11 protein-coding genes are annotated in these 13,424 nt (G+C 45.8%); 6 read left to right on the forward strand and 5 right to left on the reverse strand.

What is annotated here, in order from left to right; translation table 11 throughout:
• Nucleotides 1–768 (reverse strand): MbnP family protein, encoded by a 768-nt coding sequence (locus tag P2W76_RS04660; protein ID WP_276346363.1) that lies wholly within the window; start codon nucleotides 766–768, stop codon nucleotides 1–3.
• Nucleotides 769–862: 94 nt separating this feature from the next.
• Complete coding sequence (locus P2W76_RS04665) at nucleotides 863–1,231, reverse strand: hypothetical protein (protein ID WP_276346365.1); 369 nt, start codon at nucleotides 1,229–1,231, stop codon at nucleotides 863–865.
• Nucleotides 1,232–1,467: 236 nt separating this feature from the next.
• Here P2W76_RS04665 and P2W76_RS04670 point away from each other — a divergent pair, with 236 nt between their 5' ends.
• Both P2W76_RS04670 and P2W76_RS04675 read left to right on the forward strand, forming a co-directional pair.
• Nucleotides 1,468–3,960, forward strand: a complete 2,493-nt coding sequence (locus tag P2W76_RS04670; protein WP_276346367.1) for a family 10 glycosylhydrolase — start codon at nucleotides 1,468–1,470, stop codon at nucleotides 3,958–3,960.
• A gap of 354 nt (nucleotides 3,961–4,314) precedes the next feature.
• Nucleotides 4,315–4,785, forward strand: coding sequence for a DinB family protein (locus tag P2W76_RS04675; RefSeq protein ID WP_276346369.1), 471 nt, complete (start codon nucleotides 4,315–4,317; stop codon nucleotides 4,783–4,785).
• 151 nt (nucleotides 4,786–4,936) lie between these two features.
• On the opposite strand, the gene P2W76_RS04680 is transcribed toward P2W76_RS04675, so the two are convergent.
• Nucleotides 4,937–6,163 (reverse strand): cation:proton antiporter, encoded by a 1,227-nt coding sequence (locus P2W76_RS04680; RefSeq protein WP_276346371.1) that lies wholly within the window; start codon nucleotides 6,161–6,163, stop codon nucleotides 4,937–4,939.
• Nucleotides 6,164–6,232: 69 nt separating this feature from the next.
• Nucleotides 6,233–7,102, reverse strand: a complete 870-nt coding sequence (locus tag P2W76_RS04685) for a metallophosphoesterase (RefSeq protein ID WP_276346372.1) — start codon at nucleotides 7,100–7,102, stop codon at nucleotides 6,233–6,235.
• Between the two features lie 95 nt (nucleotides 7,103–7,197).
• Between P2W76_RS04685 and P2W76_RS04690 the strand changes: the two genes are divergently transcribed.
• The 3 genes from P2W76_RS04690 to P2W76_RS04700 all read left to right on the forward strand — a co-directional run bounded on the left by P2W76_RS04690 (nucleotide 7,198) and on the right by P2W76_RS04700 (nucleotide 10,544).
• Nucleotides 7,198–8,205: a metallophosphoesterase gene (locus P2W76_RS04690; protein ID WP_276346374.1), complete on the forward strand. Its 1,008-nt coding sequence runs from the start codon at nucleotides 7,198–7,200 to the stop codon at nucleotides 8,203–8,205.
• Nucleotides 8,206–8,462: 257 nt separating this feature from the next.
• Nucleotides 8,463–9,644 carry an acetyl-CoA C-acyltransferase gene (locus tag P2W76_RS04695; protein WP_276346375.1) on the forward strand — a complete coding sequence of 394 codons (1,182 nt, stop codon included), beginning with the start codon at nucleotides 8,463–8,465 and terminating at the stop codon, nucleotides 9,642–9,644.
• Nucleotides 9,645–10,544: a hypothetical protein gene (locus P2W76_RS04700; RefSeq protein WP_276346376.1), complete on the forward strand. Its 900-nt coding sequence runs from the start codon at nucleotides 9,645–9,647 to the stop codon at nucleotides 10,542–10,544. It begins immediately after the preceding gene.
• Here P2W76_RS04700 and P2W76_RS04705 read toward each other — a convergent pair.
• Entirely contained in the window at nucleotides 10,541–11,791 is a 1,251-nt protein-coding gene (locus P2W76_RS04705; RefSeq protein WP_276346377.1) for a DUF819 family protein, read from the reverse strand. The two genes, P2W76_RS04700 and P2W76_RS04705, sit on opposite strands and share 4 nt — an antisense overlap.
• A 144-nt stretch (nucleotides 11,792–11,935) precedes the next feature.
• Between P2W76_RS04705 and P2W76_RS04710 the strand changes: the two genes are divergently transcribed.
• Nucleotides 11,936–13,297 carry a peptide MFS transporter gene (locus P2W76_RS04710; protein WP_276346379.1) on the forward strand — a complete coding sequence of 454 codons (1,362 nt, stop codon included), beginning with the start codon at nucleotides 11,936–11,938 and terminating at the stop codon, nucleotides 13,295–13,297.
• Nucleotides 13,298–13,424: the final 127 nt, after the last annotated feature.

The following is a 13,424-nucleotide window of genomic DNA, read 5'->3' on the forward strand; positions in this document are numbered from 1 at the left end:
CTAATTGTGGATGTGATCTACCTTAAACAGCCCGTTTACATAGTTATCGGCAACCAGGATACCGTTAGCCCCACCGTGGAAGCCGCTGATGCTGGCAAAGCTGATATTGGTTTTCCCTTTAAACAGCGCTGCGATATCTACGATAAAATGCATATCGGGCTCTGTGTCAGTCCTTACACGGAGGGCAACAGGCAGGGCGAGGCTGACAGACCTCACAGCATTCGCTGGTTCTTTAGCCCCTCCTACATGGAAGAAAAGCTGATTTGAGGGCTGCGTTGATTTTGACGATGTGCCTTCAAATTTGAGGAATATATAACCAGTGTTCCAGGTCCAGAACATGCCTTTGGAAGGATCCAGGGCACCTGTCTGAGCTCCGGCGAAGTTTCTGGGCTCATCCACGCCGATAACAAATTCGACGCTGGTGTAATCTCCGGCAGGGATCTTCTCAAGCTTCTGCAACCGGGAAGCAGCATCAGCAGCATCAATAAGCAGGTAGCTTTCAGGTATTTTAGTCTTCGAGCCGTCAGTCTTTACAAGCGTGACATTACTCACATAGTATTTAAATCCGGTAACCTTGAAATCGTCACCATTAGCATTGGTATAGGTTTGGGTATTCATTTGCAGAGCCTGGGTTCCTACCCGGTGCTCAAATTCGAAATTTACATTACCTGTACCGCTCGTTTGCGGATCAGCATCCTTTTTACAGGATATTGCAGCAAGGCACAGCAGGGCAAGACCAGCCGACCTCATCATAGAAGTTAAACTCATGATATTTTTTTTACGCCCTCATAAAAGAGCATACGTAGACAAACGCGCCATCGTTGTTTTAACGAGGTGCAATACATTAATAATTAAGAAGATATCAGACGGTTTGCGGGGGATGAAAGATACTGCCAGACCTTTGAGGAAGGGCGAACGGCAGGTCATAAGATATTAACTGAATGTGAATGGGCGGATAATCAATGGTTACTTCCTGCACAGCCATGGCATCCTGGAAATGGCTTTTGCGCAATTGCTTTTCGCGGCTTTCTTCCTTTTCTTCGGCTTCTTTGATCTTTTTAGCGAGATAACACTTGCCCTTGCAATTAAGCATCGGCTTATCAATATTCTCGCAAAGAGCGGCAGCTATATATTTATCATTGAGTTCGAATCCCGCATAAATGAAATACCTGCTATAATTTGCACCAAGCAAGGCGACAATTAAAACCAGGGATATCAGGCTTCGTACCATTCTGAGGGTAAAGATAAATTTAAAAGTGCGAACAGCAAACGGGTTTAACCTAACATTTGCAGCAACCTAATTTAGCTTCCACCGTATGAATCCATGAACAGACGGCCCATAACGTAAAACTTAAACTTTTATTGCATAATACTTGCAGATATCTGCGGGTTTTCATTAAATTTAATTATAATAACGCAAACCTTAACCGCTCTCGCTATGTAAACTAAACCCTAAAAACCTACCCTATGAAAAAACTTCTACCCCTGCTATGCGTGTTTCTATGTGTGCTGAATGCTTTCGCTCAAAGTCCGCCGAAGCGTGAGCTTCGGGGAGTGTGGATCAGCACCCACATCAGTCTCGACTGGCCTAACCGAACGCATACACCTGCACAACAGCAAACCGCCCTCAAGGGTATTCTCGATCACAATAAGGCAACAGGCATGAACGCTGCCTATTTCCAGGTCAGAAGCCAGTCGGACGCCATGTACCCGAGCGCACTGGAGCCCTGGTCTTATTACCTCACCAACAATCAGGGCACCGCACCTTCGCCTTTGTGGGATCCTCTTCAATTTGCCATTGAAGAAACGCGTAAACGGGGAATGGAATTCCATGCATGGATAAATCCCTATCGCGCAGTAGCCACTCTTGCAAACGCTAACAATCCCGCGCAGTATGCTCCTACCCATGTATCTAAAACTCATCCTGAATGGATGCTGACTGTAGGAAATGTTCAGATCTTAAACCCCGGCCTGCCGGAGGTAAGAGACCATGTTACGAACGTTATTGTTGATATTGTAAAACGGTATGATGTGGATGGGATACACTTCGATGATTATTTCTATCCTAACGGTACAAGCGGCGATGATGCTGCGTACAATGCTGATCCAAGGGGATTTCCTGCTACTGTCGCCGGCCGTGCCGACTGGCGGCGGGATAATGTCAATCTGCTGATCAAACGGGTATCAGACAGTATTAATGTTTTAAAACCCTGGGTCAAGTTCGGTGTGTCGCCTTCCGGCATCTACCGCAGCAGTACTGATCCCAATATAGGCTCACCTACATCGGCCGGTGCGCTACAGCACTATAGCAGCTTATTTGCTGACACTAAGAAATGGATCCAGTCGGGGTGGGTTGATTACCTGACGCCACAGGTCTATTGGTATATCGGACAGGCTGGCTCCGATTATAAGCTCCTGGTGCCCTGGTGGAATAATAACTCCTTTGGCCGTCACATTTATATAGGCATGGCCGATTATAAGGTAAACACCGCCGGATGGCTTAGCCGTTCGGAAATACCTAACCAGGTAAGATTGAACCGGGCCAACCCAAATGTCTTTGGTCAGACGCATTTCAGGCATGCATTTCTCGTGGGAAATCTCCTGAACTACCGTGATTCCCTTAAAAACCACTTCTACAATAAACCCGCCCTGCTGCCGGCCATGACCTGGAAAGACAGCGTGCCCCCCTTGGCACCATCGGCTCTGGCGCTCAACCGCACTTCAGGCTCTGTTACACTTTCATGGACCAGACCTCCGGTTAGCGGCAGTGAGTTCGACAAAGTGCGACGATTCGCTGTGTACCGCTCATCCAGCTCCAGCATTGACCTGGAAAACTCCGCTAATTTGATCGGTTTAACTGATACCGATCAGGAAACTTATACCGACAGTACAATTGCAGCAGACAGCACTTATTATTACACAGTTACTTCACTTGACCGGCTGCACAATGAAAGCAGCCCGGCCAACACAGTTAGCAACGATACGATCAAGCCTGTCGTTGTTGCACAGGATATTACCCGCACACTTATAAACGGCGCGGTAACAATAACTGCAGCAGATATCAATAACGGGTCATCTGATAATTGGGGAATCGATACCATAACCCTCAGTAAAAGCTCGTTTGATTGCAGCTATATCGGCCAGAATACTGTAAGCCTCATCGTTACAGACAAGGCGGGAAATATCGACTCCGCTACTGCTATCGTAACCATTATAGGAAGGATACCTAAACCTGCTATAAGCCTGTCTAAAACAAATAACACATTCACAGGCCTGTCAGATAACACGCTGGCTCTCGGCTACGGTGCGCAAAGTATCAATCTTACAGCGTCAGACAGTACTTCCACCTCGGGCACAGCATACACCTGGACACCGTCTGCCGGACTAAGCAGCACAGGCACTGCTGTAACTACTTTCACACCAACTGCGGCAGGAACTTACGTCTTCACAGCCGAAGCGAAAAGCGAATCCGGATGTATTAAAACAGTTTCTGTTACCATCCATGTGATTGACGTACGCTGTGGCAGTAAAGTGCTTGTCTATAAGAATACCGGCAGTAATAATTTTCCATGCGTGCAGCTATGTATCTCTTCGAACGCTGTACCGGCCCTGCTGTCCGCAGGTGCGAGCCTTGGCGAATGTGCCGATGGAACAAGCGTAACAGATATAATTGAAGATCATATCGCGGAAAATAATAACGATTCAGTCATAAAGGCCTATCCTAATCCTTTTATTTCAGGGCTAACAGTAACATTTACCCTGGAGAAGAAACAGAACAACATAACCCTCGATATCTATGATCTTGCAGGTAACAAGTTGAAGCGTCTGTACGCAGGCCAGGCGAGTGCAAATGAGACCTATTCATTCGCAGTGGATGCCAGTAACTTCCAGGGAAAATTTTTCAACGCCCGGCTAACTACACCAGAGAAGGTCTATAACTTCAGACTGGTTAAAGATTGAGTGATTGATTGAAAATTTTGTCGATTAAAGCCTCCATATTTTGGGGGCTTTTTTATTGGCATACGTCTGCCGCTTACCTTATTTTCAAACTACCGTGCACCCACATCGTGTATGGTAGCAATTTGGCTTTAATCATTCATCGATTGTTCAACCCCTCCGGGGTTGAGATTAACCGGCTTAATAACCACAGGCTTCGCCTGTGGTTATTAATATTCAAGCCCTTCAGGCTTGATACACCAAGTCTCATATCATTCGATAATTAAGCCAGCAGTCGCCAGCCCCACTTAAAACTTGAGATGCAAGCTGATCACTTTCTTTAAAAAATCCTATTTTCACCATCATATTACAACTCACATGATCAAACAACTCGACATAATCCGAAAAACCAGAACAGCGATCCTCAATCTAATTAGTGACATGACCATCGAGGAACTAAACAAAATTCCGGCGGGCTTTAACAATAATATTATCTGGAACGTCGCGCACCTTGTCGCCGCCCAGGACAACATCTTCTATGTTAAAGCCGGGCTTCCCTTGAAGAACATCAGTCAGCAATACTTTGATTCGTACAAACCAGGCTCTAAGCCTGAAAGAGCATTATCAGGCAAGGAGTTTGAAGAGATCAAAAGTTTGCTTTTTTCAAGCGTAGATAAGTTGGAAGAGGATATTGAGCTGAAGATATTCGGCGATTATACTCCATGGAAAACCCGGTATGGTTTCGACATGGAGAGCATTAATGACGGCCTGACCTTGCTGCCGTTTCACGACGGGCTGCATTTCGGGTATGTAATGGCATTGAAGAGGGTATTGAGATCGGAAGCCTGAGGTCTGAGGGTTAGGGTCTGAGGGCGGAAATGTAGGAGCGGCTCTTCCCCGACTTGATCGGGGATCTCCGGTAGTGCTCAATTAACTGTGTCGGATCTCCTCGCTTATTAGCGCATGCGTAGCGCCATCCTCAGACATCAGACCTCCGTCATCAGACCTCCGTCATCAGCTTCTGATCCACCTTCCTGTTCGAAAATAACAGTCCAAGCATCATGATCAATCCGGACACAATTATTACAAAGGATAATACTCCCTCATTAAACTTATCACTGACCAGGTGCGTTGGTATGCTATAGAACAGAAGTATTGTAATCAGTCCGCGAGGTGCAATAAAAAGTTCAGGAAAAATATTTGTTTGGGATATATACCTCAGGAACACATACCTGATCACTAAAATAACTAGCATAATCGCTGAGCCGGTAAGAAGTACAGTGCCTGAAAGCACCAGGGTAACATCAAGACTATAACCAAAAAGCAAAAAGAAGAAGGTCCGGATCAGAAACGCCAGTTCCGCAGTCATACTCTTCAATTCAGTATTCACACTGATCAGCTTTTCGGGATGAAGGAACTTTTTGAGCTTACCCTTAAGAAACGGCTCGGAATTATTCAAAACCAAACCGAACACCAGGATAAAGAATAAGGAAGGAAGATGCATTTGCTTCGAGACCGAATACACCAATACAACTATCGAGAGGATAAGAAATACCTTTATATGTCCTTTCAGGTATCTAAAAAGCAGCATTAACAGAATAGTGCTTAGTATTGAGATTACTGTGATCAGGACAAGGTTCCAGACAAACAGTCCGGCTGTGGCCAGCGATAACAGCTTATCGGAGATCACATAGTTGAACAACAGAATTCCCAGGATGTCTGAGAACGTAGATTCGTAAATTATAAACTCCTTTTTACCACCGTCCAGGTTATGAACGCTTGGAATAGCAATGGCGCTGCTGATCACTCCCATGGCAACCGCATAGGGCAAAGCTTTAAAAAAGTCTATATCCAGGGCCAGGTGAAGTATGTCAGCGATAGCTATTGCGGTTATCAAAAGCACGGATAACGCGGCAAGGAAGGACTGGGTGATCAGTTTCCTTTTGGATTTGGTAATTTTCAGATCCAGGGCGCCTTCCAGGACGATCATTATCAAGCCAACTACGCCGAGTATTTCCAGGATCTTGCGGGGAATATACACGGTCATGCCGTAGTACCCGGTTACAACCTGGGTCAGGATTCCGCACCCGATCAGGAGTATAGCCGAGGGTACTCTCAGTTTCTCGGAAATGATATTGAACAGATAAGAAATTATCGTTACAATACTTAAAACAATCAGAATATGATAGGTGTCCAGGATCATAAGATAATAAAGTTGAAGGTTCAAAATAAATAAAATTATCCGATCCTATCGTATTCCAGGTATAGATATTACACTACTACCGGGGAAACTTTATTATTTCTGCCGGCCGAAGCTTAGCTTTTGCGGTAAGGAATCCAGTGGAAAATATTTATGACTTATCGATCTTCCCTCGACATCTACTATCCTGAATCCGGAGCTGTCTGACCCAAGCGGCCTGCCTACAGGCCCGGTGGTTACCATCTCAATATTACCCGACCTGCCACCGGCGTTGCGGTGATAATGGCCTGCAAATATCTTCGTTACACCATATTTCTCAAATAAGGCCAGGTACATTTTCCTTCGCTCAATGTCTATATTGAAATACTCATTGGGTTCGTCGGCACTGTTAAGGAAGAAAGGGTGATGCATAAATATAATAATATGGCGGCTGCCGGAGCTCTTCCCTTCTTCCAATGCTGTTTTAACCCAGGTTTCCTGGGCTGCAGCCTCATCCGGCGCCTTTGAGGGATCCTTGATGAGCGATGAGTTTAACACTATTCCAAATACGTTTCCCGAACGGAAAGTGTACCTGTCCGGTCCGAAGTGCTCCCTGTACAATTTTATCGCCGCCAGCGTGGGCACATTCTCAACATCATGGTTACCCGATACATTATAGATCTTTATAGCAGGGTCAAGCGTTCGCGCAATCCTGTTATATTCATTTATCTGCGCCATATCACCCGGCTTGTTCACAAGGTCGCCGCACACGATCACAAAAGCAGGCTTCAGGCGGTTGGCCTCAGCGACGGCTTTCTCAAAATTCACGGTCTCCCGGCTAAATTCTTTATTCTCGTTAAAGAACCCGAACTGCGTATCCGCCATCTGGAAAAATGAGAAGTTTTCGGTATATCTTAGGGACGCGCAGCCTGTTAAAAATGAAAAAGCCGCTACAACCAGGAGCAAATAGTATCGTGTTCTGATCATTATTTTATCATAAGGTGTCTGCGAATTTAAAGAAATAATTACGCGGAATAATTTCTGCTAAACAGATTTAAATTAGTTTTGAACAAAAAAATCCAATGCGCTTAAGACTTAAAGTTCTTTTTCTGCTCCCCTTTTCAGTATCTGTCGCCTGCGGCACAAACAACAGACTCAGTAATAAAGTAGAGCCCGCAGGCATAAAGGTTGAAACTCAAAACCGACCCTTAAAGATCTGCGTAATAAGCGATCTTAATGCCAGTTACGGTTCAACCAGTTATCCGGCGGAGGTTAGTTCTGTTCTCGGTCAGATGCCAGGTATTAAACCCGATATCATTTTGTGCTCAGGCGATATGGTAGCTGGACAAAAAGCATCACTCACTGATCAGAATATCCGGGATATGTGGGATGCCTTTAAAATAACCGTACTGGCCCCGGTCAGTGCCTTGCAGATCCCTTTTGGCTTTACGGTGGGCAATCACGATGCATCACCCTCGTACGTGAAGGACCGCGCTATTTCGGAAGCCTTCTGGAAAGAAAATGTTGCTGCAACGAATCTCACATTTGTAGATTCCACTCATTACCCCTTCTACTACAGCTACGTAAAAAACAATGTATTTATGATGAGCTGGGATGCTGCTGGTGCGGAAATAAGACCTGAAGTTTATAGCTGGATGAAAGAACAAATGGAAGGAAAGATCGCCAGGAAAGCAAGGCTGCGAATCCTGATAGGGCATCTGCCTTTATATGCCATCGTTGACAGCAAAAACAAGCCTGGCGAAGTGAACTCCGACCCGGCGGCTGCCCTGAACTTTTTTAAGACCTATGGCCTGGATCTGTATATCAGCGGCCATCAGCACGCTTATTACCCGGCAGAAAAAAACGGCGTACGCTTCCTGAATATGGGCGCTATCGGCGACGGGCCCCGAAAGCTGATGGGTTATCCCGCCGAAGCAAGGAAATCATATACGATCATTAATATCCCTGTCAATGGCGCGAAGAATTTTTCCTATAAGACCTATACACCCGGAAATGAAGAAATACGCCTGTCGAGTCTGCCTGATTCCGTAATCGGATTTAATGGGATTTCAAGAAAGGATCACCGGTAAAGGTGCTGTTTTGTCCGCTCAGCCTCGGCTTGAATACTTGTTTGGGAATGATTTAGGAATGGTTTAGAACCGGCTCACTACCGCTTGCGCATGCCAGCGTGTGTCCCCCGAGGCAGGTTATGGTACTGTTATTTAAACCCTTTATATCAGCATCGAGGCAGGTATTCGCCGGAACTTAATGCCTGTAACAAAAGGGGCTTCAGTTCGTTAATATGCAAAGACAGATCACTAAATTTGCCTAAGAACAAACCAATTTGATGAACGAAGTTTATATCATATCCGCCGTACGCACTCCCATAGGAAGTTTTGGCGGCGGATTATCAACATTAACTGCCAGCCAGCTGGGTGCGATTGCGATCAAAGCTGCCGTTGAGCGCGCAGAAATTGAACCTGACCAGGTGCAGGAAGTCTTTATGGGAAATGTGATGTCGGCCAATATAGGCCAGGCCCCCGCTACGCAGGCTGCGAAGTTTGCCGGACTCCCTGATATTCCCGCAACGACGATAAATAAAGTTTGCGCTTCAGGCACAAAAGCCCTTATGCTTGCTGCTCAAAGTATTGCATTAGGTCAGAACGACATCGTTATTGCCGGCGGGATGGAAAGCATGAGCAACGTCCCTTACTACCTCGACAAAGCCAGGAACGGTTATCGCCTGGGGGATGGTAAGATCATCGACGGTCTGGTTAAAGACGGCTTGTGGGATGTTTACAATGATTACCACATGGGCTCGGCAGCTGAACTCTGCGCTGCAGACTGCAATATAAGCCGTGAAGATCAGGACGCCTTTGCTATTGAATCTTATAAACGATCGCAGGCAGCGCAGGCGGCAGGAAAATTCAGGGATGAGATTGTCCCTGTAGAGATTACCGACAAAAAAGGTATCGTAACCTCACTAGCCGATGATGAAGAGGTTCAGGCGGTTAAGTTCGAAAAGATCCCGTCGTTAAAGCCGGTATTTAAAAAAGACGGAACGGTTACAGCAGCAAATGCTTCCACTTTAAATGATGGTGCTGCTGCATTGCTGTTAATGAGCCGTTCAAAAGCCGAGGAGCTTGGCATAAAGCCACTTGCACGAATCATATCTTATGCCGACGCCCAGCAGGCGCCGGAATGGTTTACCACATCGCCGTCGAAGGCTATACCACGGGCGCTGGAAAGAGCTGGCATTCAGGCAGGAGAAGTAGATTATTATGAAATTAATGAGGCCTTTTCTGTGGTTTCAATAGCAAATAACCAGATCCTGAAGCTTGATCCGGCGAAAGTGAACGTGAATGGCGGAGCGGTTTCCATGGGGCATCCCCTCGGCGCCTCAGGTGCAAGAATTATAGTAACTCTTGTCCATGTGCTGCAGCAGAGCGGTGGAAAGATCGGCGTTGCCGGAATATGTAATGGCGGCGGCGGAGCAAGTGCAATGGTTATTGAAAATCTTGTTAAATAAATGTTAAGGTCTGTTATAGTTATCTTTCTCTTCGTGTGCCTGAGTATTAATGCACAGGCACAGCACACGTCCAATTCAGCAAGTCAGAAACTGCTGAGCTACCAGGACACCCTGAAGGCGCTTAGTTATAAAATGATAAACGACAGCCTGGAACCGCAGCGCTACAACGCCAGCTACCAGTTTATCAAAACCCTTGTCAGCGCGTTAAAGGTTCCTTATTCTTTTAACTTTCAATTTGATTCGCTCAAGGCCATCTCTATTCAGGCTTCTTCAGACAAGCGGTTCAGGATATTTAGCTGGCACGTAATGAATGCCGACGGCAGCTACAGATACTACGGCACAGTGCAAATGAACAATCCGGATGGCAAACTACAGATGTATCCGCTGGTGGATTATACCAGCTCATTTAAAAACGCATCTGATACGGTTACGACAAACGACAAGTGGTATGGCTCACAGTATTACCGCATCATTCCGGTGATCAACAGCGTTAAAACGCCTTATTACATCCTGCTGGGATGGAAGGGGAACACTGCAAAATCCACAAAAAAGGTAATTGATGTCCTTTACTTTAAGGACAATAAGGCTTATTTTGGGATGCCTGTTTTCGACGGGGATAAAGAGAACCCCACGAAAAAGAGGACCATCTTTGAATATGACCGGAGGGCATCCATGGTTCTTAACTTCGACCCGAAGACCGGCACCATTATATTTGACCACCTGGCGCCCCCGGATGATAAGCTTAAAGGCAGGTTTGAACTCTATGGTCCTGATTTCTCTTACGACGGCTACAAATTAGCCAATGGCCGCTGGCGACTTATAGAGGATATTGAGGTAAAGAACCTTCCTACTGATCAGGATGATAATTTTAATGATCCTGTGAAACTGCGGGCTAATTAAGGCGAAACCGCCTGCATCAGCAATCCGCATACATAGGCACCATACGTTCCGATAACATATCCGAATACCGCCAGCAGCACCCCTATCGGTGCGAGTGATGGATGGAAGGCACTCGCTACAACCGGAGCAGAGGCTGGCCCGCCGATATTTGCCATACTTCCTACAGCCAGGAAGAATAGCGGTGTTTTGGTCAGCTTGGCGAAAATAATAACGACTAATGCGTGGATTGATATCCAGATCAGACCTACGACAAGTATACCGGGATTATTAAAAACCGCCATAATATTCATCTGCATTCCAATGGTAGCTATAAGCACATATAACAGCACGCTGCCTATCCGGGAAGCGCCGGCGCCCTCAAGCCTTCTCAGCCTGGTAAAAGACAGGAACATCCCTACAGTCGTAGCAATGATGATGATCCAAAAAAAACCAGACGTAAGGCTGAATTTACTGAGATAAGGAGCATGAACGGTAATCCATGGCGCTATATTATCGGCACCGAAGTGGGCAAGGCCTGTAACTCCAAAGCCTATTGCCAGGATGACGATAATGTCCTGCATGGTCGGAATCCGCATAATACCAAGCTGGTACTTTTCAATCTTATCTTTGATCTCGGTAACTGACTTCGAATCAGCTTTGAGGAGAGAATCTATTTTCACAGACCTGCTTGCGCCAAAAAGCAAAAGTGCCATCCATATATAGGAAATCACTACATCCAGTGCTACCATGGCGGAAAATAGATCCGCGCTCGGCTTGAACAATTCGAACATCGCAACCTGGTTGGGCCCGCCCCCTATCCAGGTGCCGGCCACCGTTGCCAGGCCCCTCCATACGGCATCCGGCCCGGTGCCGCCTACAATTTCAGGTGCGAAAAGAGATACCAGGAAAACCGCAACCGGCCCGCCCAGCATAATACTGATTGATGATACAATAAACATTGCTCCTGCCTTTTTACGTAATTTCCATATCTCCTTCAGATCGAGGCTTAGTGTAAATAAAACAAGGCTGGCCGGCAACAAATACCTGGATGAAATTGTATATAGTGAAGAGTTTGCCCCCGAAATAAGGCCGATAGAATTTAAAACTCCCGGCAGAAAATAACAAAGCAGTATCGGCGGGAAGATATTATAGAATTTTGTAAAAAATGGGATCTTACTTTCAGACGACCAGAAAACCAGGCCCAGAATACTCATTAATAATCCTAATACAACGGCATCATTGGTAATTAAAGGAACTTGATCTGTCATCTATGAGAATTTAATTATCAGCATTGGAGCACCAATTTTAGCAAAATTTAATTATAATTGAACTTTTTACTCTTTTTAACTTAAGGAAGCGAACCTCACTAACCAGGCAAACAGCTTCTTAACCAATTTTTATTAGATATTAACATGGAAATTCAGCAAAAACAACTTTTTGGGCATCCTCGTGGGCTATACATTCTTTTCCTTACGGAAATGTGGGAACGATTTAGTTTCTATGGCATGAGGGCACTTCTAGTACTTTTTCTCGTTTCATCGGTCAACGGAGAAAATCCCGGATATGGCTGGACCAGCAGTGAAGCACTTCAGTTATATGGTATTTATACCTTTCTTGTGTATCTATCCTCGATTCCAGGAGGAATAATAGCAGATAAGCTCATCGGGCAGAAGAAAGCGGTTATTCTCGGCGGCGCTCTCCTGGTAATAGGCCATAGCATTTTAGCGGTTCAGAACATAACTGCATTTTACATCGGCCTCGGGCTGATCATTGCCGGAGTAGGGTGCCTGAAACCGAATATCTCAACGATGGTCGGCGGGCTCTATCCAAAAGGCGATGACCGCCGCGACAAAGGCTTTACTATTTTTTACATCGGTATAAACGTCGGTGCTTTCTTGGCAGGCATTATAATAGGTTATGTCGGTGAAACAATGGGCTGGCATTATGGGTTCGGTTTAGCCGGAATCGGGATGGCAATCGGGCTGATCATCTTCATCCTCGGACATAAATATCTGAAAGGGGTTGGCGAAGCAACAAAACAACTTTCGAAAGAGGACCAGGCGATAAAGAACAAGCCGCTTACCGCGATCGAGAAGGATCGTGTAAAGGTTATGCTGGTCTCTTTCCTGATGATCATTGTGTTCTGGGGCGCTTTCGAACAGGCGGGTGGATTGATGAATTTATATGCATCAGAAAAGACAAACCGACTGATCGGATTTTTAAACTGGACTGTACCTGCAACCTGGTTTCAGTCTGTTAATTCATTCTTTATTATAACGCTGGGGGTTCCGGTAGCGGCGTTCTGGTTTAACTGGAAGCAAAAAGGTAAAGAAGCCTCGTCGATCTTCAAAATGGCAATTGGACTGATAATTATGGGCTGGGGATTCCTGTTTATGACTGCAGCCTCACTTCAGTACCAGTCTGATGGGTCGTCAGCAATGTACTGGCTGGTCCTGGCCTATCTTTTCCATACAGTTGGGGAGCTTTGTGCATCTCCTGTTGCTCTTTCATTCATCACTAAACTTGCCCCGCTAAAATACGCCTCAATCATGATGGGTCTATTTTTTGCAGCTTCAGGCCTTGGCAACTACGTTGCTTCGTGGGTTGGAGTATGGTCGCAAAGTGCTGGAGAACTGGAAATATTTACCGGTATCGCTATTTTCTGCACGATAATAGGCGGATTAGTAATTGCTATTAAGGAACCATTAAAAAGGCTTACACATGGTGCCGAGGATTTTTCTGAAGAAACTATGCGGAAAACCGCGAATGCCTAGTCTTCGGAGCGACTGGTGATTGTGAGCGGTAATCGGTGATCAGTATTCTGTAATCAGTGGCCTGTAATCTGTAAGGGGCCTGCTAATGGCATACCGATTACTGAATACTTTGTTGCGGATACTAAAT

The sequence above is a fragment of the Daejeonella sp. JGW-45 genome (assembly GCF_029360805.1).
Lineage (GTDB): Bacteria > Bacteroidota > Bacteroidia > Sphingobacteriales > Sphingobacteriaceae > Daejeonella.